Annotated in this window: 20 protein-coding genes; 12 read left to right on the top strand and 8 right to left on the bottom strand. The window is 60.5% G+C overall.

Annotation, left to right across the window (positions count from 1 at the left end; genetic code table 11):
• Positions 1-490 precede the first annotated feature (490 nt).
• Positions 491-3,073 carry a hypothetical protein gene (locus tag AB1E34_RS12930; RefSeq protein WP_372572754.1) on the top strand — a complete coding sequence of 861 codons (2,583 nt, stop codon included), beginning with the start codon at positions 491-493 and terminating at the stop codon, positions 3,071-3,073.
• 25 nt (positions 3,074-3,098) lie between these two features.
• Here the strand turns inward: AB1E34_RS12930 and AB1E34_RS12925 are convergent, their stop codons facing one another.
• From AB1E34_RS12925 to AB1E34_RS12905, 5 genes are read right to left on the bottom strand one after another with little or no spacing between them, the layout of a single operon-like run.
• Positions 3,099-4,607: an AMP-binding protein gene (locus tag AB1E34_RS12925; protein ID WP_372572753.1), complete on the bottom strand. Its 1,509-nt coding sequence runs from the start codon at positions 4,605-4,607 to the stop codon at positions 3,099-3,101.
• Positions 4,604-6,025: an acylating sulfoacetaldehyde dehydrogenase gene (sauS, locus tag AB1E34_RS12920; RefSeq protein WP_372572752.1), complete on the bottom strand. Its 1,422-nt coding sequence runs from the start codon at positions 6,023-6,025 to the stop codon at positions 4,604-4,606. Before sauS ends, AB1E34_RS12925 begins: the two co-directional genes overlap by 4 nt.
• A 59-nt stretch (positions 6,026-6,084) precedes the next feature.
• The gene (locus AB1E34_RS12915; RefSeq protein ID WP_372572751.1) at positions 6,085-7,044 is read right to left on the bottom strand and encodes a Bug family tripartite tricarboxylate transporter substrate binding protein; all 960 of its coding nucleotides are present in this window, start codon (positions 7,042-7,044) and stop codon (positions 6,085-6,087) included.
• A gap of 43 nt (positions 7,045-7,087) precedes the next feature.
• Complete coding sequence (locus AB1E34_RS12910) at positions 7,088-7,543, bottom strand: tripartite tricarboxylate transporter TctB family protein (RefSeq protein WP_372572750.1); 456 nt, start codon at positions 7,541-7,543, stop codon at positions 7,088-7,090.
• Positions 7,540-9,051 (bottom strand): tripartite tricarboxylate transporter permease, encoded by a 1,512-nt coding sequence (locus AB1E34_RS12905; protein WP_372572749.1) that lies wholly within the window; start codon positions 9,049-9,051, stop codon positions 7,540-7,542. Before AB1E34_RS12905 ends, AB1E34_RS12910 begins: the two co-directional genes overlap by 4 nt.
• A 113-nt stretch (positions 9,052-9,164) precedes the next feature.
• Here AB1E34_RS12905 and AB1E34_RS12900 point away from each other — a divergent pair, with 113 nt between their 5' ends.
• Positions 9,165-10,208, top strand: a complete 1,044-nt coding sequence (locus AB1E34_RS12900) for a LacI family DNA-binding transcriptional regulator (protein ID WP_372572748.1) — start codon at positions 9,165-9,167, stop codon at positions 10,206-10,208.
• 99 nt (positions 10,209-10,307) lie between these two features.
• Here the strand turns inward: AB1E34_RS12900 and AB1E34_RS12895 are convergent, their stop codons facing one another.
• From AB1E34_RS12895 to AB1E34_RS12885, 3 genes are read right to left on the bottom strand one after another with little or no spacing between them, the layout of a single operon-like run.
• A complete protein-coding gene (locus AB1E34_RS12895) occupies positions 10,308-11,078 on the bottom strand; it encodes an enoyl-CoA hydratase-related protein (RefSeq protein ID WP_372572747.1) in 771 nt (256 codons plus the stop codon).
• Positions 11,079-11,080: 2 nt separating this feature from the next.
• Positions 11,081-12,394 carry an FNR domain-containing protein gene (locus AB1E34_RS12890; protein WP_372572746.1) on the bottom strand — a complete coding sequence of 438 codons (1,314 nt, stop codon included), beginning with the start codon at positions 12,392-12,394 and terminating at the stop codon, positions 11,081-11,083.
• A complete protein-coding gene (locus tag AB1E34_RS12885) occupies positions 12,391-14,022 on the bottom strand; it encodes an AMP-binding protein (RefSeq protein ID WP_372572745.1) in 1,632 nt (543 codons plus the stop codon). Before AB1E34_RS12885 ends, AB1E34_RS12890 begins: the two co-directional genes overlap by 4 nt.
• A gap of 152 nt (positions 14,023-14,174) precedes the next feature.
• On the opposite strand from AB1E34_RS12885, the gene AB1E34_RS12880 reads away from it, so the two are divergent.
• The 10 genes from AB1E34_RS12880 to AB1E34_RS12835 all read left to right on the top strand — a co-directional run bounded on the left by AB1E34_RS12880 (position 14,175) and on the right by AB1E34_RS12835 (position 26,858).
• Entirely contained in the window at positions 14,175-15,011 is an 837-nt protein-coding gene (locus tag AB1E34_RS12880; RefSeq protein WP_372572744.1) for a DUF6502 family protein, read from the top strand.
• Positions 15,008-15,901, top strand: a complete 894-nt coding sequence (locus AB1E34_RS12875) for a DUF5666 domain-containing protein (RefSeq protein WP_372572743.1) — start codon at positions 15,008-15,010, stop codon at positions 15,899-15,901. Before AB1E34_RS12880 ends, AB1E34_RS12875 begins: the two co-directional genes overlap by 4 nt.
• A gap of 189 nt (positions 15,902-16,090) precedes the next feature.
• Positions 16,091-17,110 (top strand): ABC transporter substrate-binding protein, encoded by a 1,020-nt coding sequence (locus tag AB1E34_RS12870; protein ID WP_372572761.1) that lies wholly within the window; start codon positions 16,091-16,093, stop codon positions 17,108-17,110.
• A gap of 2 nt (positions 17,111-17,112) precedes the next feature.
• Positions 17,113-19,326: an ABC transporter permease gene (locus tag AB1E34_RS12865; protein ID WP_372572742.1), complete on the top strand. Its 2,214-nt coding sequence runs from the start codon at positions 17,113-17,115 to the stop codon at positions 19,324-19,326.
• A gap of 12 nt (positions 19,327-19,338) precedes the next feature.
• The gene (locus AB1E34_RS12860; protein ID WP_372572741.1) at positions 19,339-20,412 is read left to right on the top strand and encodes an ABC transporter ATP-binding protein; all 1,074 of its coding nucleotides are present in this window, start codon (positions 19,339-19,341) and stop codon (positions 20,410-20,412) included.
• Positions 20,413-20,619: 207 nt separating this feature from the next.
• On the top strand, positions 20,620-21,204 hold the full coding sequence (locus tag AB1E34_RS12855; protein WP_372572740.1) for an ANTAR domain-containing response regulator: 585 nt from the start codon (positions 20,620-20,622) through the stop codon (positions 21,202-21,204).
• The gene (locus AB1E34_RS12850; RefSeq protein ID WP_372572739.1) at positions 21,201-22,370 is read left to right on the top strand and encodes a CmpA/NrtA family ABC transporter substrate-binding protein; all 1,170 of its coding nucleotides are present in this window, start codon (positions 21,201-21,203) and stop codon (positions 22,368-22,370) included. Before AB1E34_RS12855 ends, AB1E34_RS12850 begins: the two co-directional genes overlap by 4 nt.
• Positions 22,371-22,640: 270 nt before the next feature.
• Positions 22,641-24,011: a CmpA/NrtA family ABC transporter substrate-binding protein gene (locus AB1E34_RS12845; protein ID WP_372572738.1), complete on the top strand. Its 1,371-nt coding sequence runs from the start codon at positions 22,641-22,643 to the stop codon at positions 24,009-24,011.
• Between the two features lie 79 nt (positions 24,012-24,090).
• Positions 24,091-25,173, top strand: coding sequence for an ABC transporter permease (locus tag AB1E34_RS12840; RefSeq protein ID WP_372572737.1), 1,083 nt, complete (start codon positions 24,091-24,093; stop codon positions 25,171-25,173).
• Positions 25,174-25,178: 5 nt separating this feature from the next.
• Entirely contained in the window at positions 25,179-26,858 is a 1,680-nt protein-coding gene (locus AB1E34_RS12835) for an ABC transporter ATP-binding protein (protein ID WP_372572736.1), read from the top strand.

The following is a 26,858-nucleotide window of genomic DNA, read 5'->3' as shown; positions in this document are numbered from 1 at the left end:
CTCTTTGGAAAGTAAGGCTGAAGCCGCGCCATCTGCTCATCGGTCAGCCAGAATAGATTGCTCATGTTATACCCCTGAAACTCACGGGCATGAATCACGCAGGCGGGATGACGGCAACAAAATTAATAGGTCCAGAACCTAGAAGGATGCGTCTGGAATTGTAACGCTGCCGGATTGTCCTCAATGGACTCGCTTGCCCCTGCGTTGTACGTGACTTGAATAACAGAAATGTGATCGCAAGGCTGGCTGCGGGAATCGCGCGCGCAGGCCCGATTTGGCCAGACAATCCAACCCTGTAAAGGCGATCTCAACCCAAAAAACGCGCGTTCAGTGGAATTGCTTCTGTCTCCCAGACAAGCAGATTCACGCCTTTCAAAAGGCAGCCTTGCGGCAGAAACTCGCCGCGAATTCCGTTAATGTTCAATCTTAACAATATGTTGCATCTATCCCTCTCTATCACTTGCGCGTGAACAAAATAGGGAGCGGACTCATGACCTCAGGAAGTTACTCAGAATTTCGCGATGCGCTGCGCGATTTCGAATCCGGCTGGGATCGCGATCGTTATGAGGCGGGCACGATCGCAGACTGGCAACTCGATCAATGGGCCGACGGATCAGTGACGGACTTCTTCCCCACCCACAGCCGGTGGGGCGACCTGTCAGACGACGAATGGCAGGCAATGTCCTACAGGTCGATGAACAGCCTGGGTTTTGTCGGGTATCAATTCGGTGAAGCGCTGTTGATCGACCTTGGGTATTATCAGGATGACCTGTTCTACGGCAATGGCGCAGCTACCAATACCTGGGATGGCACCTGGACCGGCAAGAACGGGGTCCATTCACTAGAGGATTTCATGACCGGCGCCGCGCAGGAGCACGCCATTCAGGAGGCGTTCGGGTATAATCTGCAGGTCATCGAAACGGGCCTGGGTTATCAGGGAGAGAGCCTTGACGACTATATTGGCAGCACGCGCAGCTATGTGGATGCGGGGCAACCGGTTACGGTCACACTGACACTTTCGGGCATCATGGCCGCAGCGCATCTGCGCGGGGCCTGGGGCACGCTTTCGCTGCTGCAGAATGGCGCCGTTTCGACAGATGAATACGGCACGTCGATACTGCGCTATATTGAACAATTTGGCGGCTACACCACTCCGACAGTTGAAGAGGCGATCGCTGTCTATCAGGGTTCTGCGCCGATTGAGGTGGGCGACACGCCCGACCCTGTCGAACCGGGCGAGCCGTCCCCGCCGGTCGATCCTCCCGCGCCCGAGATGCCTACGACACCGCCGAGTGTGGATGACTTCGCAAACGATACAATCTCAGCGGGCAATGCGAGCGTTGCCATCGACTGGCAATGGGGACGGGCTGAAACCGTTGAATTCGATCCGGCTAGCGACACGCTGTTTATTGCTTGGATTGGAGCGGACGCCCTGAGCGTGACTGAGTCAACAAACGGCCTGACCATCGCCATTCCGTCAAACAACCAGAGCGTGACCTTGGCTGGTGTGTCCGCCGCCGAACTGGACCCGGCGCGGATCAACGTGCTCGACGGCAGCGCACGGGCCGTGTTTGCCGAGCTCGTCGGCGAGACAGATGGGCACCATGCGGGGGGATCATCAGGCGGGATGCATGAAGGCATGATGATCGACATCACCCTGGATACGCCCTCGCGAACCATTGCGGATTTTGACCCCTCGAAAGACATGCTGCATCTCGGCGCGGGCGTGACCGGCACGCGGCTGGACATCTTCGAAGAAAGCGGCGACGCGCTGGGCCAGACCGTCCGCCTTGCCGTCAGCGACGACGCCGGAGCGGTAATGTCCACCACGATCCTGCAAGGACTGGGGCTTGCCGATCTCACCATGGCGAATTTCTCGATTGCCGAAGCGTCGGCCCAAAACGAGGTCGCCTCGGCATTGGGAACGGTCATCACCGAACCGGCGGGCAGCGACGGCTATGTGTTGTCCTATGACACCGATGGGTCAAATCCGCCGCAGATTCTGGGCACCACGGATAATGGCGGCACGATCTGGCGGGCGGATTCAAACGCGGACGACATCACTGGTTTCGATCCGGCGCGCGACATCCTCTCGGTCGGCGACACCTCGGTTCATGGTATGATCCTGACGAAATCGGCCAATGGCGAAATTGTCGTCGACAGCCCCTGGTCAGATGCGGCGCAGATCGTTCAAGGGGTCGGTTTTCAGGACCTCAGCATCGACAGTTTCGGTATCGTCGGCAACGAGCACTTCCGGCAGGATATCGGTGGTGTCCTAAGTTGGGAACTCGGCCAGGGCCCGCGCGCGCAGGACACTGTTTATGTCCGCAGCCATGAATATGGCGTGCATGAGGTGATGAACGGGTTCGACCCGAACAGCATGAAGCTGAGCTTTCTCTATTTCGGCACGCGTGAACGGTTGTCGGTCGAAGATACGGCGGACGGCTTGGTCATTTCCTCTCTGCCTTCCGGGCAAAGCCTCACCTTGGCGGGTGTAACGCTGGCCGATCTGGTACCGGGTCGGGTTGAGTTTCATCATGATCAGGTCATCGAAGACAATCTTGAGGTGCCGTTCGGCTTTGAGCAGGACGCCGTCACGCTGGTCTCTCGCGCAGAGTTGCTGACCCCGCAGGCACCGGCGGGCGCGACCACCGATGGGTTCCAGACCCGGACCGGCGACCTCGAAGATCAGGACCAGGGCGACGGGTCGGGAGCGACACCCCCCACGGATACCGGAAACGGCGGAGCGGGCGCCACGGCTCTGACCGATGGGCCAGACACGATCGAGCTGTTCTGGGATTGGGGCGCCAAAACGACGTTCGAAGGTTTCGATCCTGCTCAGGATCGTTTGGACTTTCGGTCACTGGGATCGCAAAATCTGCAAGTCACCGAAATGGGTGATGATCTGGTGATCGAGATTCTCGGAAATGGCGGCAATCTCACGACATTGCAAGGCGTGCAGGCCGAAGACCTGACACTATCAAACCTGACCGCCGACAATTGGAATAGCGTGGACGATCCGGGCAGTGCACTGCTGGCGCAACTCCAATCGCTTGGCATGGATCTCGGATAAGAGACCAACACCGGCGCCTCTGCATCTAAGAGGGGGCGCCGGTACGTTCTTCTACGATTGCGAGAATCCTGTTTCTCTGAATTTTTCCCGACGGACCCTTCGGTAGATCGCCCAACAGGTGAATCTCGTCAGGCGATTTGAACTTTCCCAAACGGCTCTGGCAAATTTCCAGAAGGGCCTGCGCGGTCAGGGCCGACCCATCGCGGAGCCTTACAGCGGCGGCAACCGTTTCCCCGTAGCTTTTGCAGGGCCGCGCAAAGGCGGCGGCCTCGACAACGTCAGGGTGCGAGTAAAGCGCCTCGTCTATTTCGCGCGGGGCGATGTTTTCACCGCCCTTGATAATCAGTTCTTTCAGCCGTCCGGTGACATAGACATAGCCATCCGCATCCATGCGCCCCAGATCTCCAGTGCGCAGCCACCCGTCCGGGGTGAATGTCCCGGCGGTCGCGCCGGGATCCTTGAGGTATTCGAGCATGACGTTTGGCCCACGAATGACCAGCTCCCCTTCGGCCTTGCGCGGGGCGGGCTGCAGGTCGGCGTCAAAGATCGCCGCCTCATTCCCATAGGCGACCCCCGGCGAGCCGATCTTGCGCACGCCCGGCGGCAGGGGATTCGACAGGATTTGCGCAGCGGTTTCGGTCAGCCCCATGGTTTCGATGATTGGAACCGAAAACCGTTTCTCGAACGCGCGCTGCACGTCTGGCGCCAGCGCGGATGAGGCCGAGCGGCCAAACCGGAGGCGCTTGCACGTCTCAGGCTCGGGGTTGAGGTCGGAATGCAGAAGATGGGAAATTATGGTGGGAACAACCGAGAACCACGTTGCCTGCGCCCGCCCCAGATTGCCCCAGAACCGGCTGGCCGAGAAGCGCTCGCACATGGCCAGCGAACCGCCCGAAACAAGCGTGCCCATCACCGTCACGCACAGGCCGTTGATGTGATAGATCGGCAAGACGCAGAACCCGCGATCATTGGCCGTCAACTCATGCGCCACCGCCGTTGTCCAGCCACCTGCCAAAAGGCTGGAATGGGTGTGCACCACCCCTTTCGGGCGGCCGGTCGTGCCCGAAGTATACATCAGGAGCGCATGGTCCTCGGGCGCAAGTTCGTGCAGATCGCCCGTGGCGCCCTCTGCCTGTGCGACCTGCATTGGGATGATCGCCTCGCGGGTGGCTGTGCGATCGAACAACTCGGTCTGATCGGGATGCACAAAGCCAAAACGCGCGTCGCTGTGATCCAGCGCATAAGCAACGGCACTGTCACCCGCGACCAAGTTGATCATGGTGGCGCGGAACCCGCCATAGAGAACACCGAAAACCACAGCCAAAGCTTCGCGGCAATTGGGATAGAGGATCGCAACGCTTTCGCCTTTGGCCACGCCCAGATCGGTCAACATGCAAGCGATGCGGCAGGCCACGTCTCGCAGCTCGACCCAGCTCAGGTCCGGCGCACCGTCGGGGAAGACGAAACCAGCGCCGCCCTGATCCGCGCGCAGGTCCAGCCAGTCACGGACGGTTCCGTTGGGTGGTTCCCTCATTGGCCCGCCTCTGCCCAATACTGGCCAAAAATCTCGTCCAGTTCGGGTTCTCGCGACGGTATCTCGCGCACGATCTTGGTAGTCTGGACGAAATGGCGCCAGTGCAGATTGGTGTCAATGGAATTGCCGCCCCAACTGCCGCATCCCATTGACAGGGAAAACGGCATCCCGTTGTTGAAACTGCCCCCGGTGGCGAAGGTATGGGCCTGATTGACAATGACCCGGCAGGTCGGCAGATCGCGACCCAGTTCAACGGCGCGGGCGTCATCCCCGGTATGGATGCCAACCGAATGCCCGGCCCCCTGATACGCCAGGATACGGGTTGTCGTGGCCTTGGCCTCAGCAAAGTCCTTCGCCCGATACAGCGCCAGTACCCGGCTCAGCTTTTCCCCGGACAGAGGATGATCCGGGCCAATCCCATCGGTTTCAACCGCGAGGATTTTAGTGCCCTCCGGCACCTTCCCGGCCATGCCAAGCGCATCGAGCATCTTGTCGGCATCCTGAGCGATGACCGAACGGTTGAGATGCCCGTCCGGCCAAAGCCGCGCGATGATATCCTCAGCGTCAGAGGCAGGCACCAGAGCGCCGCCTTCTGCGGCCATCGCGGCGACAAAGGCGTCATAGACTGCATCCACCACAATCACCGAGTTCTCGGATGAACATGAGGTCGCGTTGTCGAAGCACTTCGATGCCGTGATCTTCGCGGCTGCGGCGGTCTGATCGGCGCTTTCATCCACGATCACCGTCACATTGCCCGCGCCAACCGCAACGGCGGGGGTGCCGCAGGATTGTGCGCGATGCACGTTGTTCTGACTGCCAGTGCAGATCACCCGATCGACGGTTTCCATAAGCCGTTGGGTCTTGGCTTTCGAACCGGGGGCGGGGATCATCTGCACCAGATCGCGATCCAATTCCAACTTGTCAAACTCGGCATGGATATAGCCCAGCAGCATCTCGCAAGACGCCACGCCCTTGGGGGACGGGGCCACCACGATGGAATTGCCGCCCTTGAGCGCATTGATGATGTTGTTTGCCGGTGTAGCGGCAGGATTGGTCGATGGGACAACCGCGCCGATCACACCAATGGGCCTTGCGATTTCGGTGATCCCGGTGGCCGGGTCGTCGCTGATGGTGCCATGGGTCTGCACCCCGGTGATGTCTCGCAGCAAGCCCAGAGTCTTGCGGTGGTTCTTGGTAATCTTGTCGGGCACGTTGCCCAGACCGGTGGTTTGCACTGCCGTCTCGGCCAGCGCCCGGTTGCGGGCCGGTTCCATGATGGCCCATCCCGCCGCCAGCGCCGCCTTGTCATAAAGCGCCTGACTGCCCTGGGCCTCGAATGCCGCCTGCGCCTTGCGCGCCCGCGCCACAATCCGATCCAGTTCAGCGATTTCGGGGGCAATCCCGTTCTGAGCGTTCATCTGTGTCCTCGATTGGTTGTCCGGGGCGGACCGACTCCGCCCCGAGGGGGGTAAGCCGATCAGAGACCGGCCAGCAATTCGTTCAGCGTCTGCTGACGCTGCGCCCACATCTCGATCACCTCGTCACGTGTCATGATGTGCATGGGCGAGCCGCCTGCCTCCATCTTATTGGCGACGCGGGAATTGGCGAACATTTCGGGCACGGTGACGGACAGTTTCTCGATTACCTCAGGCGGGGTGCCCTTGGGCACCATGACACCCCGGAAATTGACCGAGGAATTGTCCACCTCCAGCCCCTGTTCCTTCATCGTGGGCACCTCCGGCAGGAACGCATTACGCTCCAGATCGGCAACACCAAGGATTTTGACGTTGCCCGCCTCTTGCGCGCGGAAAGCGTCGGAGAGGTTGTTGATGCCGCCCATCACTTCACCGGCAATCACCGCTTTCATTGCGGCAGCGCCACCGCCCTTGGTGGGGATATAGGCCATCTTGATCCCGGCGGCCTTATCGATCTGCAAGGCCGCAATGTGGTGGCCAACGAACAGGCCTGCACCGGAAACGGTCAGCTTGCCGGGGTTTTCCTTGGCAAAGGCAACGACATCTTCCATCGAGTTGAACGGGCTGTCGGTACCCACCACAAACACCGCCGGATCGGCGCCCCAATTGGCAATCGGCTCAAAGCTGTCGGCCGAGTACTGCACCCCGCCCTTGATCGACTGGGCAATGAAATGCGGCACATTATAGGCGGCCAGCGTATAGCCGTCAGCCTCGGCCTGGGTGGCGAACCAGTTCCAGCCCACGCGCCCGCCCGCGCCGGGTTTGTTGATGATGGCAATGGGCATGCCAAGCGCATCTTCGTTGCCGGAGGTCATGGTCACAATCCGCGCCTGGAAATCCGTGGCACCTCCTGCGCCGTAACTTACCATCATCATGATCGGCCGTTCGGGGTAATCCTCGGCCACTGCTGCGCCGGTCAACCCCATGAGCGCCAGTGCCACCCCTGCAAACAATCGTTTCATTTCTTGTTTCCTCCCTGATTGAGTTCAGCCGTGTCGCGCACGGTCAGAACAGAATTTCCTTTGGTGTGTAGACGTTCAGCAGCATGGCAAAGAGCCCGTACATCACCGCCACGAAGACGACCGTGATAATCGCGCGCTTGATCCAGCTTTTGGCCTCGGCATGCGGGGCCGGGTCATAGAGAGACAGCAGGATGAAAAAGGCGATGACAGTTGCGGTGTAGAACCCCAGCGTCTTGGCCGCCCAGAAGACATAGATCAGCATGACGACCAACCCCGGCAGCAGGTTCACGAACATGGTCCGCGACACACCGGTGCCCACCTTGGACAAGCCCAGTACCGCCTTGCCAAAGGTCCATCCCGCCAGCACAACAAAGACCGATGCGATAAGACGCGGGAACAAAAAGGCCTCGGCCGGTTGTTGGGTATAGCTGACCCAGGTCACCCAGAGCCCGATGGCAAACACAATGCCCGATCCGAATACATGCTGTGAGCGGTTCATGCCTGCGCCTCCTCTTTGGTGGTGTAGCGGCGATGGCGAAGCTCCATCCAGACCGAGTAGGCGATGGAGGCCAGCACCACGGCGATCAGGAACAGGTTCAATCCGCCGGTCAGGAAATAGGCGCTTCGACCGTCGGTGGCGTCTGCGATCATCGACCCCTGTATGAAATTCGCCTCGGCGATCGGCCCCAGGATCAGGCCCAGCACCAGCGGTGCGGCCGAAAAGCCGAAGCGCTCAAGGAAGAACATGCCGATGCCGAGGCAGGCCATGACATAAACATCCCCCATCGAGCTTTGCACCGAATAGGCGCCAAATACCGACAGCGACAGAACGATGGCAGCCATCACCGATTGCGGCACCTGTGCGACGCGCGCCGCAAGACCGGCGACGTAGAGGCCGAAGATGCACATCAGCACCTGCCCGATCAGCATCGAATTGATGAAGGTCCAGGCGACATCGGGGTGATTGTCGAACAGATCCGAGCCCGGAAAGATCCCATGGATCAGCAACCCACCCAACAGCACGGCGGCGGTGGGGCTGCCCGGGATCGAAAGGGTCAGCAGCGGCACAAGCGAGGGACCGACCATGGCATTATTGGCGGATTCTGCCGCGATCACGCCCTCGGAATGGCCGGTACCAAACTTGTCCTTTTCGGACGAGAATTTCTTGGTCTGATCATAAGCGACCAAACCGGCGATCTGACCTCCGACACCGGGGATCAGGCCGATGACCGATCCGATCAGTGTGCCGATGCTCAGCGCGCGGGTACGGCTAAACAACTCGCGAATGGCGGCCAGGATCGAATGGCGCTGCACTTCGATCACCTCGGCCCCGACATTGCGCCGGCCCTTGGCGAACATGGTCAGGACCTGCGGAATGGCGAACAGGCCGATCAGAGCGGCGATGATGTTGATCCCGCCCCCGAGTGCGGGGTGAAAGATGAACCGCTGCGCGCCCATGATGTCGTCAAATCCGATGGTGGCCAGCCACAGCCCGATGCATCCCGACAACAGCCCCTTGACCACCGAGGACGAATCCAGCGTCCCGATCACCGTGACACCCAGTATCGCCAGCCAGAACAGGTGCGACGGACCAAAGGCCAGCGCCCATTTTGCCAGCACCGGGGTCAGAAAGATCAGCAGCAGCACGCCAAAGATGCCACCGACAGCCGAGGCCAGGAACGACAGTTGCAACGCCCGCGCACCCTGCCCCTGCTTGGCCATGGTGTGCCCGTCCAGCGTGGTGGCGATATTGGCCGGCGCACCGGGGATCTTGAGCAGAATGGCACTGACAGCGCCCCCTGCAACGGTCGAAGTGTAAGCGGCCCCCAGCAGGATCAGCCCCTGAACCGCCTCAAGCTGGAATGTGAACGGGATCAACAAGGCCACGGCCATCGTGGGTGACAGACCTGGTGTCGCGCCAAGGATCAGCCCGCCAATCGTACCCCCGAGCAGCAGTAGGAAGGACAGCGGCGAGAACACATCTCCGAAGTAATATATGAATTCCATCCGAGGCCTCCCAACCCGCAAAGTCCGGCTTTGCCTTTTGTTGACAAACTAGGTTAGGCGATGAAAATAGTATTGCAAATGTTTTCATAAAATCAGCCGCGAGTGAAGATATTATGGCTAACTTTCAAAAAGGTAAGGTGGATATCGTGGCGGTTGCAAAGGCCGCGAAAGTGTCCGCGTCCACGGTATCGCGCACCTTCAACCACCCCGATCTGGTGAACCCCGCGACTCGCAAGAAAATCAATCGCGCAGTGCAGAAACTCGGCTATATCCGCAACCGAGCGGCCCAGACCATCCATGGCAGACGGTCAGGCACGATCGGGCTGATTGTTCCCACCATCAACCACGCCATCTTTGCCGAAGTCATACAGGCGTTTTCGGATTCCATCGACAAGGCCGGGTTCAGCCTGCTGCTGGCCTCTCACGGCTATGACCTAGACCGTGAATACGCCATGGTCCGAAAATTGCTGGAACACCGCGTCGACGGGGTGGCCCTGGTTGGACTGCAGCATTCCGAGGCCACGATCCGATTGATCGAACAGCAGGGCATTCCCGCCCTGGAAATCTGGAACTATGCCGAAACTTCGGTGCTGCCCTGCGTCGGTGCGGACAACTGGCAGGCCGGACACATGGCGGCAGGGCATCTGCTGGCGTTGGGTCACCGCGACATCGGCCTGATCTTTCCCGACACGACAGGGAATGATCGCGCCAGCCATCGGCTATCCGCTGTTCTCGAAGCACTCGCCAGCCGCAAGATCACTGTGCCCGATCACCGCAAAACCGAGGCGCCCTACAGCGTTTCACAGGCAAAACAAGCGACATTGGACCTGCTGGCCCGGCACAAACGCCCAACCGCGCTGCTCTGCGGTAATGACGTCATTGCCCAGGGTGCGCTTTTTGCAGCCCAGAAACTCGGCCTGAATGTTCCCGATGATCTCTCAATAATCGGCATCGGAGATTTTAAGGGGTCTGCCGATGTCGAACCCGGATTGACCACCATCCGAATTCCGGCGGAAGCAATCGGAACACTCGCTGGCGAAAGGTTTACAGACTACATAACGTCGGACGACCCGACGAATTTCAGGGTCTGTTGTGAGTTGAAATGCATCGTTCGAGGCACGACTGGAGAAATTTCGACGCCCCCGGACGCGCCGTGAAAAAAGGCGGCTTCAGGCAAGATCGGTCGTTGAGGCAGACGATGTCGCGCAATCCCCAAGACAGCAATCAGAACTGAATTGTCCGGGGGCACCTCGCGATCAGTTTTGATGAAATCGAGGTGGTCGTTTTTCAAGAAAGGCCGTCATGCCCTCCTTCTGCGCAGGCAGGCCATAAAGTGCGTGATACGTTTGCCGTTCATAGCGCAGCCCGCTGTCCAGCGTGCTTTGCTCGGCCATGTTCACACAGGCGCGCGCCATTTGGGTGATGTCCGCAGCGTAGCCAGCGATAATCTGAGCGGTGTCCATCGCGGTCCCAGACAAGGCCTCGGGAGCAACAACCCGGCTGACCAAACCCATTTGCAGGGCCTCCTGTGCGTCGATCAGGCGCCCGGTCAGGATCAGGTCCATCGCTCGGGCGCGTCCGATCAGACGGGTGAGGCGCTGGGTGCCCCCGATGCCGGGAATGCAGCCGATCTTGATCTCGGGCTGACCGAACCTGGCGGTCTCGGACGCCAGGATGATGTCGCACATCAGGGCCACCTCGCAGCCACCGCCCAGCGCATAACCGCTGACGGCGGCCAGCTTGGGCAGGCGGAGCGCGGCGAACCTGTCCCAGCCGGCGAAGAAATCACTGGCCTGCATGCTGGCATAGGTCTGCACCGCCAACTCAGCGATATCGGCCCCAGCCGCGAAGGCGCGGTCATTGCCGGTCAGGATCAGGCAGCCGATATCGGGATCGGCATCGAAGGCGGTTGCAGCGGCCAGCACCTCCTCCATCACCTGCGTGTTGAGCGCGTTGAGTTGATCAGGCCGGTTAAAGCGGATCGTGGCGACCCGGCCCTCGGTCTCGGTCAGAATGGAGTGATACATGCTCAACTGTCCCAGATCGCGCCATAGGCGGGGATGCCCAGGCTTTCCATGTCGTGAACAACCTTGCGCGTCAGTTTCTGGTTCGAGATCACGATGACCGCCTCGGCCCCGCTGTCGCGCACCGCCTGCAGGGCCAGCGCAGACAGGTTGGGCTTGCCATGGGTATCGGTGTCCCAGATCAGGGGGGCCTCGGTATGGGCTTCAATCTCATCCACCAGCGCGTCGCCATAGGTCTTGCGAGGGCTGCGGGTCGACCAGATCAGCCGGTTTGGCACATCACCCGCCAGCAGGTGCGGCAGGATCGGCCCGATGCCGGACCCGGTTCCCACATAGACGACCTTCCTGAACAGCACCTCGATCCGCGCCACGCCCGAGGTGGTGATGCCCTTGACCCAGACCTTGTCGGGCGGCGTGTCAATAAAACGCCCGGTCCAATCCCCGGCACGGCTGATGGCCAGCCGGTAACCCGGCTCACCCGGCGCGGGGATATTAGCGAAGGAGTGATATTCGCCAAACGGCGTGTGACTGATCGCGTTGGAACTGCCGGGGAACGGCGTATCGCCATAATCGAACTTCGCGATCACCGCGTGGTCTGAGGGTTTGACGATCTCGACCTGCACCCGCTTCAGCGTCAGCCAGGGCGACAGGATCGACAGGGTGATCAGGCACAACATCCAGAAAGCCGGGCTGTGCAGCAGTTCGCCATCCATATCCCCTGTGATTGACACGGTCTGCGCCCAGAACAGGCCCAGCACGGTCCAGCCGACGAAGCGGTGGATTTTCTCGAACATGTTGTGGAACCGCGCGCGGATCGGACCAAGTGCCGAGATCACCATTAGTGTCATCAGCGCCACCATCGCCCCACTCAGCGCCAGCGTCAGGTCCGAGGGTAACGCCCCGCCGCTCAGCCGGTTTGAGACCATCGCGAACAGCAAAAACCCGAACCAGATCGTGCCCGCAACCGTGCCACCGGAATGCAGCCCACCGAAATGGAACACCTTGCCGGCCCCCCAGCGAATCCAGAGCGGCCAGGACACGGGCACCCGCGTGGCCAGCCAGAACAGCGCGTTGACCACCCGTTGCTGCCGGATCAGGATGCCGAGGCTGAGGTTGATCAATGCCATGTCCGCGATGGGACTCAGCGCGTACTCATCCCCGGTGAACCAGCCTCCATCGCGCAGCCCCATCACGAACACGCCCAGATTCACCACCGCGACCAGCATCGCCAGGCGGCGATACTCCATCAATGCGGGGTGCCGGGTGACCCGCCGCCAGTTCAGCGCGCGGGATTGCAGATTTGTCGTTTCCGTCGTCATAAGTTCAGCTCCACACCGGTTTCGGCGATATGGGTTTGCGCGAGGGTAAGCAGCAGCCGCTTGTCCAGCTTGCCGCGCGGGGTGCGCGGCAGGGTATCCATCGGCATCACCATGCTCGGAGTGCAGTAATAGGGCAGCCGGTCGGCCACCGATTGCGCCGCCCGTTTCGGGCAGGCCGAAGCGGGCGAGATGAAGCTGACCAGATTGCGAAGGTCATATTGCAACGTCACCGCCTGCTGGCAGCAAGGCGACGCCTCAAGCGCGCCGGATACACTGTCGAGTTCCACGCGGAAACCACGCACCTTGACCAGATCGTCGACACGTCCGAAATGCTCAAGCTCTCCCGTTGTGGTCCAGCGGCCCAGATCGCGGGTGCGGAACATCATGCGGCCGGGGCGGAACGGGTCAGGGCGATAGCGCTCGGCGGTCAACCCGGGATTGGCCAGATAGCCTGCGGTCACGCAATCGCCGCCTGCCCACATCTCGCCTTTATGGCCGATTGGCAGCGGGCGAAGGTTCTCGTCAAGGATATAGACCGTATTGTTGGGTGTCGGGCGGCCGATCGATAGGACCGGCTTGTCGGGATCATGCGGTTCGGCGGTGTTGATGATCGTGGTCTCGGTCGGGCCGCAGGAATTATAGAAGGTGCAGAAACTGGCCCAAGTGTCAGCCAGCGGGCGCGGACAGGGTTCTCCGGCAACGGCGGCGACCTTGACGTTCCGGCAGCGCCTATGATCCAGCGCGGTCAGGATCGAGGGGGTGGCGATCAGCACATCGACCTGTTCCGCCGTTTCCTGAATCGACTTGCCACGAATGACCAGCGTTGCCCCATTGGACAGCGCGCCCAAGGTCTCCCACGCGGCCATGTCAAAAGAGATGGACAGGATCTGCCCGACCCGCAGTCCGGGCCGCATGCCCAGATCGCCGGGGGCTGTCAGCAGGATATTGGCCAGATTTGCATGGGTGACCTGCACACCGTTCGGTACGCCGGTGGTGCCCGAAGTGAACAGGATCATCGCCAGATCATCGTGCCGAGCCTGATGGTTCGCGCCATCCAGACCGGAGATATCGAGCATCGGATCGTAGATCACGGTGTCGATCGCGATCAGGGTCTGATGCGGCGCGACCGGCACCTGATCGGCCAGTTCGCTGAGGCTCAGCAAGACCTTGGCGCCCGTCACATCGGCCACATGGCGCAAGGTTTCGGTCGGCGCCACGCCCACATGCTGTGGCACATAGGCAGCCCCGAGTTTCAATGCGGCGACGATGGCGACCACCATGTCGATAGAGCGGTGCAGAAACAGGCACACCGCATCGCCGCGTTTGACATCGTGCGCACGCAGAACCCCCGCCAGCCGGTTCGACGCCGCATCCAGAGCCGCATAGCTGAGCCTGTGGCCCCCAAATTCAACCGCAATCTCGGCGGGATTGCGGTGCATCTGATGGCGGATCGCCGCCGCGATAGTTGGGTGGCGCGGCGCTTGCCACGGACCCCAGCCAAAGGCACGAAACCGCGTTTGATCCGGGGCGGTGAGGCAGGCAAGCGCGTGGGTCTGATCGTCACTTGTGGCATCGATCAGGGTCGGGGGATGAAAGCCTTTCAAAGGAGTGACAGCAGAGTTTTGCATGGCGTTTTCCTTTCATGTGAGGGTCACGCCACAGGTTTAATGGGAAAAAATCCCATTAATTTTCACAATAGGTCACTTTTTGGTCACGAAACCGTTGAAATCCTAAACAACCGGAAAAGTATATGCGTAGAAAGCGTTTAAGAGTTATCCAAATGTCGTCGCAACCCAAGCCCCCTCTGGAAACCGCCCTGGCCGCTCTGCTTGAGCCTTTGGCGCAGGCAATGGTTGCGCATGGGGTGACGCTTGGCACGGCGACCGAGGCGCTGAAAAAGGCTCTGCTCTCGGCTGCCGAAAACACCTCTGCCAGCCCGCTCAGCGACAGCCGGGCCAGCCTGTTGACCGGGCTTCACCGCAAAGATGTCAAACGGTTGCGCGGCCTGACGGATGGTGCGCCCGAGAAGCGCAGCAGCAATGCGGCGGCGCTGGTCATCAGCCATTGGGCCACCTCGCCGGAATATCAGGATGCCACTGGCACGCCGCGCGATCTGTTCCGCAAGGGTGGTGAGGACGGGCCGGGATTTGACGATCTGGTGCGTCTGGCCCGGATCGACATGGCACCGGGAACGGTGCTCAACACGCTTCTAGATCACAAGATCGTCGAGGCGCGTGAAGCGGGGGATTTGCGTCTTTTGACTCATGCCTTCCTGGCGTCGGGCGGTGGTGCCGAACAGGTGGCGGCCTATCAGGCGACGCTGTCGGCGCATTTGCGGGCGGCGACCCAAAACCTGCTTGCGGCGCCCAGCGATGCGCGGAATTTCGACCGCGCCGTGCGCTACTCCCACCTGTCGCTTGAATCGATTGAGCAGCTGCGGCAGATATCGGAGGACCGGGCGCAGGCGCTGTTGCAGGACATCAATGCGCTGGCCAGAACCTTGCAGGACCGCGACGAAGGTGGCGGCCATGGCGGTCGGTTCGCGATGGGAGCCTATGTGCTGCCATCACCAGCGAAGACTGCGGAAAAAGACCCGGAAGAGGGCGACGAAACATGAGCATCCGTGCCCGCGCACTCGCGGCGATTCTGGCCTCGGCCTGGCTGTCCTCATCCGCAGTCGCACAGGACAGCGAAGAGCGCGAAGGCGGCATCATCGGCACCGGCATTGTCGGCACCGTCACCCATCTCGGCAGCATATTCGTGAACGATCTGCGGGTTCAGGTCGCAGACGGAATGCCCGTGACCGGGTCCGTCCCCGCGATGACAGTGGCCGATCTGCGACCCGGACATACGGTGGCAATAGTTGCCGAGCGCAGGGAAGATGGCTGGCATGCCAGACAGGTTCGCCAGGTTCTGCCGCTGGTCGGACAGGTGACGGGGATTGGCGCGCAGGGCCTGACCGTTCTGGGCACGCAGGTCGATCCCGGCGGCCTGTCTGGCGATCTGCAGGTCGGCGACTGGGTGGCGGTCAGCGGATTGTGGCAGGGGCCGAGGCTGCTTGCCTCGCGGATCGAAGCGCTGGAGGGCGCGGATCATCCGGCACGGCTGAGCGGGTCGTATCTGGGCCCGAACCCGAACGGCGACACGGTAATCGGTGGCAGCGTTCTGTCGGGGATCGAGCCGTGGCATCTGCAACCCGGCGATCTGGTGCGGGTGACCGGCCAGCCCACGCCCGAAGGGATACGTGCGGACGCGCTGACAACCGGACTGTTCGACGAGGCGGTGGGCCTGATCCAGGTGCAGGGCTATCTCTCACGCCCGCAAGCCACCGGGCTCTACACGGTGCTGGGCAGCGGCCTTGTCGCCTATACAGATCAACCCCAGATGATCGACACGCTCACCACTGTCATTCAATGCGGTCAGATGGGGCGTTTAGGAGAAATTGAAGCCAACGACCTCACTGAACCCGGCCTGGAGACCCGCTTTCTGTCCGAGCTGAGCTGCTGAACCGGGCGCGGCGCCCGAGGGGTGCCGCTGTGGTATCGCAATAGGCGTGGGCTGTCGGTGTCCAGCAATTGCCTGATTTCAAAGGCCGAACAACGCCCGATCTGAATTTGTTTGCCAGATTTGGCGTCCCCTCATAGGCTCTTGTCACAAAACTGTTACAAAACAGAAGTCCTTGGGAGGATTCACATGATGTCGTTGAAAAAACTGGCGGGCGCGTCTGCGCTTGCCTTCGTGGCGGCCGGAGCGGCACAGGCCGACAAGCTGACCTTTTATTGCTCGGCGCAGGAAGACTGGTGCCAATTGATGGCCAACAGCTTTCAGGATGCCACCGGAATTGACGTCGCGATGACGCGGAAGTCCTCGGGCGAGACCTTTGCCCAGATCAAGGCCGAAAGCGCAAACCCCAAGGGCGATGTTTGGTGGGGTGGCACAGGTGATCCGCATCTGCAGGCTGCCGAAGAGGGGCTGACCGCCGAATATATCTCGCCAATGCGCGATCAACTGCATCCCTGGGCCATCGCGCAAGCCGAAAGTGCCGGAAACCGGACCATCGGGATATACTCCGGGGCGCTTGGGTATGGCTACAACTCAGACCTGCTGGCCGCAAACAACCTGCCGGAACCCGCCTGTTGGAACGACCTGCTGAAGCCTGAATACAAGGGCCATGTGCAGATGGCGAACCCGAACTCGTCGGGCACCGCCTACACGACACTGGCCACGATGATGCAGCTCTTTGGCGAAGACGAAGGGTTCGACTTCATGAAGGGCCTGCACAAGAACATCAACCAGTACACCAAATCCGGCTCGGCCCCGATCAAGGCGGCAGGCCGTGGCGAAAACACGGTTGGCATCGTCTTCATGCATGACGCGGTCAAGCAGGCTGTGTCGGGCTTCCCTGTCAAGGTTGTCGCCCCATGTGAGGGAACCGGATACGAGATCGGGTCGATGTCGATCATCGACGGGGCGCGCAACATGGAAGAAGCCAAGAAGTTCTATGACTGGGCGCTCAGCCCCGAGGCGCAGAATCTTGCGCTGCAAGTGAACGCGTTCCAGGTGCCATCGAACAAGGGCGCGGAAACCTCGGACTCGGCCCCGGACATGTCGCAGATCAAGCTGATCGACTACGATTTCAAGAAATATGGCTCCTCCGACGAGCGCAAGCGGCTCTTGAAGAAGTGGGATGACGAGGTGTCGACCCTGCCGCAATAAAGATGCGCGAACTGACATCCGAGAAAACGACCCATCCGGTTCTGCTCTTCTGGATCATCGCCGGATGGGTCGGGTTTTTCCTCCTCCCCTGGTATGGGGTGGAGGCGTTTTTTTCGTTCGAATGGCTGATTGATGGCTATCCGTTCGACCCTGATTATGCTCCTGCCGGATTTCTGATCGCACAAGGCGAAAAGCTGTGGCTTGCGCCCATGGTGCTGGCGCTGGTCGCGCCGTTGGCGGTGCTTAGCAAACGCAAGAGCGATCCGATCTATGCCAAGGTTTTGATCCTGGCGGGGGCTTTCGGGTTCGGGTGGATGATCCTGCAGGGCTTCGCCATCGGGATACGCGGCTGGAATTTCGAATGGGCGGCGGCGCTGTTCGGCGATCTGGGCGACCGTCAATTCGGAATGGGCTATGGGGCGCTGATCTGCGCCTCGGCCTTTCTGTTTCTGTTCACCCAAGGCATCGCGGCGCGCGGGGCTATCAACGGAGACGTCTTTGTCGTCAGCGCCATCGGCGGCGTGATCGTCATCGTGACGGCCTTTGTGTTCTTCCCGATCGCCAAGATGCTCACCGCCGCGTTCATCACGGATGAGGGCGGCTACTCGGTGGGTGTGTTCCTATCGAAGTTTTTCGACGACCGGCTCTGGGGGCTGGGATGCCTGTCGGGCGGGCGTTGCGGAGCGGCCTTGAATTCGCTGTTTCTTGCGGTTCTTGTCGGCTTCATCACCACTGTTCTGGGGCTTATTTTTGCGCTGGTCGTGACACGTTCCGGCTTTCGCTACAAGCGCGCCTTGCGCGCCTTGACGGTGCTGCCCATTATCACGCCGCCTTTTGTGATCGGCCTCGCGTTGATCCTGCTCTTTGGGCTTTCGGGCTCGGTCACGGTGTTCTTTGCGGATGTTTTTGGCGTCCAGCCGACCCGGTGGCTTTATGGCCTGCCCGGTGTTCTCATCGCGCAGACCCTTGCCTTTACGCCGATTGCCTTCCTGGTGCTGATCGGCGTGGTCGAAGGGGTCTCGCCATCGATGGAGGAAGCGGCGCAGACCCTGCGGGCCAGCAAATGGCAGGTGTTCAAGACCGTCTCGCTGCCGCTAATGCGGCCGGGTCTCGCAAACGCCTTCCTGCTGGGCTTCATCGAAAGCATGGCCGATTTCGGCAACCCGCTGGTTCTGGGCGGCAATTTCGACGTGCTCTCGACCGAGATCTTCTTCGCCATCGTCGGTGCCCAATATGATCAGGGCAAGGCGGCGGTGCTGGCGATGGTGCTGCTGTGCTTCACGCTCGGCGCGTTTTATGCGCAGCGGTTCTGGCTGGGCAAGAAAAGCTATACCACCGTGTCCGGCAAGGGTGACAGTGGCGTGCACCCGCATATGCCACGCGCGCTGTCGGTTCCGGTGCTGGCCATCGCGATGATCTGGGCCGGGTTTACCGCTCTGGTCTATGTGATGATCTTTTACGGCTCGGTGGTCGAGCTGTGGGGTGTCAACAACACGCTGACCTTCAAGCATTATGTTACGGCCTTTTCCTTCCGCTTCGAAGACGGTGGCATCCGCTGGTCGGGGGCGGCCTGGGACAGTTTCTGGACCACGCTCAAGATCGCCGGGATCGCGGCGCCACTGACCGCGATCGTCGGGCTGATCACCGCGTACCTGCTGACACGGCAAACCTTTGCGGGCAAAAACGCGTTCGAGTTCGGCACCATGCTCAGCTTCGCCATCCCGGGCACCGTGATCGGCGTCAGCTATATCCTCGCTTTCAATGTCCCGCCAATCGAGATCACCGGCACCGGCATCATCCTCGTGGTGAGCTTCATATTCCGCAACATGCCGGTGGGCGTGCGGGCCGGGATCGCCTCGATGTCGCAACTGGATAATTCGCTGGACGAGTCGTCGCTGACTTTGGGCGCAAACTCTTGGCAGACCTTCCGCCGGATCATCCTGCCCTTGCTCAGGCCAGCCATTCTGGCCGCGCTGGTCTATAGCTTCGTGCGCGCGATGACGGCGATCTCGGCGGTGATCTTTCTGGTCTCGGCGGAATATGACATGGCCACCAGCTATATCATCGGACGGGTCGAGAATAACGACTATGGCCTCGCGATCGCTTACTCCACCACTCTGATTTTCGTGATGCTCAGCGTTGTGGCGCTGATGCAGTTCGTCGTGGGCCGGACCGAGATCGGTCGGCGCATGACCCAGTCGCGCAGCAACGTATAAGGACGCAAGGATATGAGCCTCAACTCCAAAGCCGCGCCGGTCAGCTTTCGCAAGGTCACCAAGATCTATGGCAAGGATGTGGTGGCCGTCGATGACATCAACCTTGAGATCGAGGCCGGGAAACTGGTGACCTTGCTGGGCCCCTCAGGATGCGGCAAGACCACCACGCTGCGCATGATCGCGGGGCTGGAAATGGCCAGCAGGGGCTCGATCCATATCGGTGATCGCGATGTGACGCTGCTGCCGGCAACGGATCGCGACGTGTCGATGGTGTTCCAGTCCTATGCCCTGTTTCCGCATATGACGGTGATGGAGAATGTTTCATACGGGCTCGGGTTTTCCGGCTTCGATAAGGCCGAGACCAGGGACCGCGCCACGCAGGGGCTCGATCTGGTTGGTCTGCGCAGCTTCGGGGACCGACTGCCATCTGAACTGTCCGGCGGCCAACAGCAGCGGGTGGCGGTCGCGCGCGCGCTTGTGCTTGAGCCGCAAGTGCTGCTGTTTGACGAGCCGCTGTCAAATCTCGATGCCAAACTGCGTCGGCAAGTGCGCGAGGAAATCCGCGAAATCCAGCAAAATCTGGGTCTGACCGTCGTCTATGTCACCCATGATCAGGAAGAGGCGCTGGCGGTTTCCGACGATATCGTTGTGATGCGGAATGCGGGCATCGCCCAGATCGGCACGCCGCGCGAGCTTTATGATGCCCCCGCAGACCGCTTCGTGGCCGACTTTATCGGAGAGGCAAACATCATCCCCTGTGAGATCATCGCAATCCGTGGCGATGTGGCATCCATCCGTGTCGGCGCATTCGAACATGCCCTGCCCGCGCGCGGGTTGGAAGCTGGCCCGGCGCTGTTGGCGGTGCGCCCGACCCGTCTGAAGATCGGGGCATCTGATGGGATGGATATGACGATTGCCAAGGCGACCTATGTGGGAAGCCGCATGGAATATACCTTGGAGGCGGCATTTGGGCAGATTTTTGCAATCAGCGAAAACGTCGACGCCCCGCTTGAGGTCGGATCAGAGATCACCGTCGGACTGGACGAAATCGGTCCGGTTCTGTTGCCTGTGGATCTGGTGGAGTAGCAACAAGATTTACAGACTTGAAACCAAACAGGACCGCCCGAGAACTCAGAAATTGTTCATCTCGTTGGGAATTGCAGCCCTCAATATTGCCTAACAATTATGCAAAACCACCATCTTGCCGAAGATTTAAGCATCCTACGTGCGGCTGACTGGATGCCGGGGACGTTAGCATTGTGACCTCCGGCAACTTTGTCCAGTTCGATGGGCATGAGCCGCAAATTGACCGTTGTTGTTGTTGAGCAGAACCACGACCGCGCCATCGCGATTGTCGATGCCCTGAAAGAGTCCGGGGAGGTCGATGTTTTTGTGATCGGCGCTGTCTCGGGGCTTGCACGCAAGATCGCTACGCATAGCCCCGATATCGTTCTGATCGATATCGATAATCCTTCGCGCGACATGCTTGAGGAGCTGACAATCGCCTCGGGCCCGATGGAACGGCCCGTTGCGATGTTCGTGTCCGGTGCGGCCGGGGGTCTTGCCAAAGCCGCAGTCGAGGCCGGTGTGTCGGCTTATGTCGTTGATGGGTTGCAGGCTGAACGGATCAAACCCGTCATCGACATCGCGATTGCCCGGTTTCAGGTCCTGCGCCAGGTGCGGACCGAACTGGCTGAAACGCGGCGCGCCCTGGAAGAGCGCAAAGTGATCGACCGGGCCAAGGGGCTGCTGATGAAGGCCAAGGGCATTCAGGAGGACGAGGCCTATGCCATGTTGCGCAAGACCGCGATGAACCAGAACCGTCGGGTTGCCGACGTGGCCGAGGCCCTGGTGACGGCGTCGGAGTTGCTGTCATGAGAACCGTCTCACTTCCCGTCGCCTATATGCCTCTGGTCGATGCGGCGCCATTGATCGCGGCACGCGAGATGGGCTTTGACCATGCCGAGGGCGTCTCGCTCGATCTTCGACCCGCACCGTCATGGTCGTCCTTGCGGGACATGCTGGCCTTTGGACATGTGGATGCGGCGCATCTGCTGTCTCCGGTCCCGATCGCCATGGCATTGGGGTTGGGCGGTATCGCGACGCCGCTCTCGGCGGTGTCGGTCCTGTCGCTCAATGGCAATGTCATCGGCGTTGGCCAGGACCTGGAGAAGCGGCTGCGCGCCAGCGGATACGCCTTCGATTTCCAGGATGCAAAATCCGCGGGCGCGGCACTTGCGCGAGTTGCCGACGGGCCGCTGGTTTTTGGTGTGCCCTTCCCGTTTTCGATGCATGTCGAACTGCTGCGCTATTGGGTGGCGGGCACTGAACTGGCCTCGACACAGGTCGAGATCCGAACGGTTCCGCCGCCTCTCATGGCGCAGGCGCTGGCCGCCGGTGAGATTGACGCGTTTTGCGTCGGTGAACCCTGGGGGTCTGTTTCGGTCGATGATCAGGTGGGCGCACTTTTGTTGCCCGGGCGTGCGATCTGGACCTGTGCACCGGAAAAAGTATTGGCGGTGCGCACCGAATGGGCCGAAACCGAACCACATCTGCTTGGCGGCCTGATGCGCGCGCTCTGGCGCGCAGGGCGGTGGCTGTCCCAGCCAGAGAGCCGGACAACGGCCTCGGAAATGCTGTCGCGCAAATCCTATCTGGATGTTTCGGCCGAGCTGATCGACAGGGCGCTTTTGGGCGAGTTCACGATTTCATCGCGCGGCGAGCAGCGCCACGTTGACGGATTTGTCGAATTCTTCGACGGCGCGGCCTCGTTCCCCTGGCGCAGTCAGGCAAAGTGGATCGCCCACCAACTGGCAAGACGAAACGGCTTGGACCCCGTCCGAGCAGAACAACAGGCGGCCCAAGTGTTTCGCAGCGACCTTTATCGGCGCGAAATGCAGCAGGCCGGAGTCGAACTGCCCGGTGCTTCAGAAAAACTCGAAGGGGCGATTCCCGAGGCAACCGCCGTCGCATCAGCCAGCGGCAGTCTGATCCTGCCATCCAATGTGTTCTTTGACCGGCGCATATTTGAGCCGTCAGAATGAGGGCGCACAATTTTTTTGCATTGCAGCATCGAGATATGCCGCAATGCAGAAAAAATGCGCCGAAACACCGAATTGGGATGACCTGCAAAACCAGTGATGTCTAAGATTGGGCCATCGTCAGGCAACGGAGCCTGCCGCAGGAATTCGCCCAAAGCATAGGGCATCTGACAAGAGCAAAGCCGCTCGACCAACCGCCAATCCTCCCGGCGGTCTGTGTCGGCGGCTTTTTTGTTTGCCCAAAGGAAATGGGCAGGACCGAAAGGGATCGAGATGAAAAAGCTTCTTCTAAGCCTCGCTGTAACAACAACAGCGCTAGCCACTCCGGCATTCGCCGAATTGCTGGAGCTGGAGAAAGACGAGTTGACCTTTGGCTTTATCAAACTGACGGATATGGCACCGCTGGCTGTCGCCTATGAACAGGGTTATTTTCTGGACGAAGGCCTGTTTGTGACGCTTGAAGCGCAGGCCAACTGGAAAGTACTGCTGGATGGCGTGATCGACGGGCAGTTGGATGGCGCGCATATGCTGGCGGGGCAACCGCTGGCTGCGACCATCGGATACGGCACTGAGGCGCATATCATCACGCCGTTTTCGATGGACCTGAACGGCAACGGCATCACCGTATCCAACGAAATCTGGGAGCAGATGAAGCCGAACATTCCCACGATGGACGATGGTCGCCCGCAGCACCCGATCAGTGCCGAAGCGCTGGCCCCGGTGGTTGAGAAATACAAGTCCGAAGGCAAACCCTTCAATATGGGCATGGTCTTCCCTGTCTCGACCCACAATTACGAGTTGCGCTACTGGCTGGCCGCCGGTGGTCTGCATCCGGGCTATTACAGCGCCGACAACGTGACCGGTCAGATCGGCGCGGATGTGTTCCTGTCGGTGACCCCTCCGCCGCAGATGCCCGCGACGCTGGAGGCGGGCACGATCTATGGCTATTGCGTGGGCGAGCCTTGGAACCAGCAGGCTGTGTTCAAGGGTATCGGCGTGCCGGTGATCACCGATTACGAGCTGTGGAAGAACAACCCCGAGAAAGTCTTTGGCATCACAGCCGAGTTTGCCGAGGAGTATCCGAACACAACGCTGGCCGTGACCAAGGCCCTGATCCGCGCTGCGATGTGGCTGGATGAAAATGACAACGCCAACCGCCCGGAAGCGGTCGAAATCCTTAGCCGTCCGGAATATGTGGGCGCGGATTATGACGTCATCGCCAACTCGATGACCGGCACGTTCGAATATGAAAAGGGCGACAAGCGTGAGGTGCCCGACTTCAACGTGTTCTTCCGCTACAACGCGACCTATCCCTTCTACTCGGACGCTGTCTGGTACCTGACCCAGATGCGCCGCTGGGGCCAGATCGCCGAATCCAAGCCCGACAGCTGGTATGACGAAGTCGCCAAGTCGGTCTATAAACCCGAGATTTACCTGGATGCAGCACGCCTGCTGGTGGATGAGGGTCTGGCGAATGAGGCCGACTTCCCCTGGGACAGCGACGGCTACAAGGCGCCTACTCCGGCCGAAGATATCATTGATGGTATCGCCTATGACGGACGCGTGCCCAACGCCTATCTCGAAAGCCTCTCAATCGGTCTGAAGGGCGATCAGATGATCGTTGGCTCGGACGTACAGGGCTAACCCCGGACACGTATCGCCGCGCCTGATTTTGATCGGGCGCGGCAGACCAATGTGCCCCGCCACCGCAAGGACACCCCAGATGACAACCGTCGATCCCGAATTCAACGCAGACGCCGCCCGTGAAAAGCGCCGCGCCCGCCTGTTCACTCATATCAACACTGCCGACAAGTGGTTTCAGGTCCTGGGTCTCAGCTGGGCCACCCCGGTTCTGAAGGCCGCCGCCGGCGATAACCCACGTGCGCAGATGGCCGAGATATGGCGGTTGCTGATCGTTCCACTGCTGTCGATCTGCGCCTTCCTGCTGCTCTGGGCCACACTGGCTCCCAAAGTACAGACGTCGCTGGGGGCCGTGCCTGGCCCGGCGCAGGTTTGGCAAGAGATGGTGAATCTGAACGCCGACGCGCAGGCCAAGGCCGAGAAACGCGCCAAATTCGAGACGATGGTCGAAAAGCGGAACCAGAAGCTGATCGACGCAGGCCGCGCGGATGAGGTCAAACAGGTCGCCTATACCGGTGCGCCATCTTACTACCAGCAGATCTGGACCTCGATCAAAACCGTCTTCTTCGGCTTTGTGATCGCCACGATCGTGGCCGTCCCGCTTGGGATCGCCGCTGGTCTGTCTCCGACCGCAAATGCCGCGCTGAACCCGTTGATCCAGATTTTCAAACCGGTCTCACCATTGGCCTGGCTGCCCATCGTCACGATGATCGTCTCGGCGGTTTATGTCACCAATGACGGCTGGTTCGCCAAATCCTTCCTGATCTCTGCCATCACCGTCACCCTGTGCTCGCTCTGGCCGACCCTGATCAACACTTCGCTGGGTGTGGCGTCGATCGACAAGGATCTGGTGAATGTCTCCAAGGTTCTGAAAATGAACACCTATACCAAGATCACCAAGCTGGTGCTGCCTTCGGCGCTGCCGCTGATCTTCACCGGTTTGCGCCTCAGCCTGGGTGTTGGCTGGATGGTCCTGATCGCGGCCGAGATGCTGGCGCAGAACCCCGGTCTGGGCAAATTCGTCTGGGATGAATTCCAGAACGGTTCCTCCAGTTCGCTGGCCAAGATCATGGTCGCAGTCTTCACCATCGGTATCATCGGCTTCCTGCTGGACCGGGTGATGTACGCGCTGCAATCCCTCTTTACCTTTACCAATAACCGGTGAGCGCGATGAGCATTCTGAGCTTCAAAAACGCCTCGAAATCCTTCGGCGAAGGCACTGCCCGGACAGATGTGCTCAAGGGCATCGATCTGGAGGTAAAAGAGGGGGAGTTTCTGGTGATCCTCGGCTTCTCCGGCACCGGGAAAACCACGCTGATCAATCTGATGGCGGGGCTGGATACGCCTAGCAAAGGCGAGGTTACCTTCAAAGGCGCGCCGATCAAGGGGCCGGGCCCGGAACGCGGGGTGATCTTTCAGAACTACTCGCTGATGCCGTGGCTGACGGTCAGCGGCAATGTCGGGCTGGCGGTCGATACGGTCTTTCCGGGCCTCAACAAGGCCGAGAAAGCAGAAAAGATCGCCCATTACGTCAAGATGGTCGGCCTCAGCCATGCCGCTACGCGCCGCCCTGCCGAACTGTCGGGCGGAATGCGCCAACGGGTCAACGTGGCGCGCGCGCTGTCGATGAACCCAGAGGTGCTGCTGCTGGACGAGCCTCTGTCCGCGCTGGATGCCCTGACCCGCGCCAATCTGGCGGATGAGATCGAACATATCTGGGAAGCAGACAAAAAGACCTGTGTGCTGATCACCAATGATGTGGACGAGGCAATCATTCTGGCCGATCGGATCATCGCGCTGAACCCTGATGGCACTTTGGGGCAGGAGTTCCCTGTCTCTATCCCACGCCCGCGCGACCGGAGCGCGATGAACAACGACGAGGGGTTCAAGCGCCTGCGGGCAGATGTCACACGATATCTCATGGAGGTCGGGATCGAGGCCAAGGTCGAAGGATCGCGTATCCTGCCAGACGTTACCCCGATCCACGGTGTTCCCGCAGTGGTGGCCAAGGCGCAGAAAGGCCTGATCGAAAACCGCTTCCTCGATTTCTCGCAACTGCACAAGGTCTATCCGACCCCCAAAGGCCCGCTGACCGTGGTCGAGGATTTCGACCTCAAGATCGACAAGGGCGAGTTCATCTCTCTGATCGGGCATTCCGGCTGCGGCAAGTCCACGGTTCTGACCATGGCCGCCGGGCTGAACGACATCTCTCAGGGCGCGATCAAGCTGGATGGCCGCCATGTCGAAGGTGCCGATCCCGAGCGCGCCGTGGTGTTCCAGTCGCCCAACCTGTTTCCCTGGCTGAGCGCCAAGGAGAATGTCGCGATCGGTGTCGACAAGGTCTATCCCAGGGCCAGCCAGGCCGAGCGGCAGGATGTCGTCGAATATTATCTGGAACGCGTCGGACTGGCTGACGCGATGGACAAGCAGGCGAGCGATCTGTCGAACGGCATGAAGCAGCGTGTCGGTATCGCCCGCGCCTTTGCCCTGTCGCCCAAGCTGCTGCTGTTGGACGAACCCTTCGGGATGCTCGACAGCCTGACACGCTGGGAATTGCAGGAAGTCCTGATGGAGGTCTGGTCCCGCACCAAGGTGACCGCGATTTGCGTCACCCATGATGTGGACGAGGCGATCCTGCTGGCCGACCGGGTGGTGATGATGACCAACGGCCCGCAGGCCACGATCGGCAAGATTACCAAGGTCGACCTGCCACGCCCTCGCACCCGCAAGGCACTGCTGGAACATCCCGATTACTACGCCTACCGGCAGGAGGTCCTCGACTTCCTTGAAGAATACGAACACGGCGCCAAGCCGAAATCGCCTGCCCCCACGGCGATTGCAGCGGAGTGA

This window comes from Ruegeria jejuensis, assembly GCF_041537905.1.
Taxonomy (GTDB): Bacteria; Pseudomonadota; Alphaproteobacteria; order Rhodobacterales; family Rhodobacteraceae; genus Ruegeria_C.
The sequence above is the reverse complement of the archived record's forward strand: the minus strand, read 5'-3'. Positions and strand labels throughout refer to the sequence as shown.

Excerpts from the sequence above, each read along its gene's own strand:
- AB1E34_RS12885 (WP_372572745.1), bottom strand. The coding sequence starts at position 14,022 with ATGCAAAACTCTGCTGTCACTCCTTTGAAAGGCTTTCATCCCCCGACC.
- AB1E34_RS12895 (WP_372572747.1), bottom strand. The coding sequence starts at position 11,078 with ATGTATCACTCCATTCTGACCGAGACCGAGGGCCGGGTCGCCACGATC.
- AB1E34_RS12865 (WP_372572742.1), top strand. The coding sequence starts at position 17,113 with ATGCGCGAACTGACATCCGAGAAAACGACCCATCCGGTTCTGCTCTTC.
- AB1E34_RS12880 (WP_372572744.1), top strand. The coding sequence starts at position 14,175 with ATGTCGTCGCAACCCAAGCCCCCTCTGGAAACCGCCCTGGCCGCTCTG.
- AB1E34_RS12910 (WP_372572750.1), bottom strand. The coding sequence starts at position 7,543 with ATGAACCGCTCACAGCATGTATTCGGATCGGGCATTGTGTTTGCCATC.
- AB1E34_RS12855 (WP_372572740.1), top strand. The coding sequence starts at position 20,620 with ATGAGCCGCAAATTGACCGTTGTTGTTGTTGAGCAGAACCACGACCGC.
- AB1E34_RS12915 (WP_372572751.1), bottom strand. The coding sequence starts at position 7,044 with ATGAAACGATTGTTTGCAGGGGTGGCACTGGCGCTCATGGGGTTGACC.
- AB1E34_RS12850 (WP_372572739.1), top strand. The coding sequence starts at position 21,201 with ATGAGAACCGTCTCACTTCCCGTCGCCTATATGCCTCTGGTCGATGCG.
- AB1E34_RS12925 (WP_372572753.1), bottom strand. The coding sequence starts at position 4,607 with ATGAGGGAACCACCCAACGGAACCGTCCGTGACTGGCTGGACCTGCGC.
- AB1E34_RS12870 (WP_372572761.1), top strand. The coding sequence starts at position 16,091 with ATGTCGTTGAAAAAACTGGCGGGCGCGTCTGCGCTTGCCTTCGTGGCG.
- AB1E34_RS12860 (WP_372572741.1), top strand. The coding sequence starts at position 19,339 with ATGAGCCTCAACTCCAAAGCCGCGCCGGTCAGCTTTCGCAAGGTCACC.
- AB1E34_RS12905 (WP_372572749.1), bottom strand. The coding sequence starts at position 9,051 with ATGGAATTCATATATTACTTCGGAGATGTGTTCTCGCCGCTGTCCTTC.
- AB1E34_RS12845 (WP_372572738.1), top strand. The coding sequence starts at position 22,641 with ATGAAAAAGCTTCTTCTAAGCCTCGCTGTAACAACAACAGCGCTAGCC.
- AB1E34_RS12840 (WP_372572737.1), top strand. The coding sequence starts at position 24,091 with ATGACAACCGTCGATCCCGAATTCAACGCAGACGCCGCCCGTGAAAAG.
- AB1E34_RS12930 (WP_372572754.1), top strand. The coding sequence starts at position 491 with ATGACCTCAGGAAGTTACTCAGAATTTCGCGATGCGCTGCGCGATTTC.
- AB1E34_RS12900 (WP_372572748.1), top strand. The coding sequence starts at position 9,165 with ATGGCTAACTTTCAAAAAGGTAAGGTGGATATCGTGGCGGTTGCAAAG.
- AB1E34_RS12890 (WP_372572746.1), bottom strand. The coding sequence starts at position 12,394 with ATGACGACGGAAACGACAAATCTGCAATCCCGCGCGCTGAACTGGCGG.
- AB1E34_RS12875 (WP_372572743.1), top strand. The coding sequence starts at position 15,008 with ATGAGCATCCGTGCCCGCGCACTCGCGGCGATTCTGGCCTCGGCCTGG.
- AB1E34_RS12835 (WP_372572736.1), top strand. The coding sequence starts at position 25,179 with ATGAGCATTCTGAGCTTCAAAAACGCCTCGAAATCCTTCGGCGAAGGC.
- sauS (WP_372572752.1), bottom strand. The coding sequence starts at position 6,025 with ATGAACGCTCAGAACGGGATTGCCCCCGAAATCGCTGAACTGGATCGG.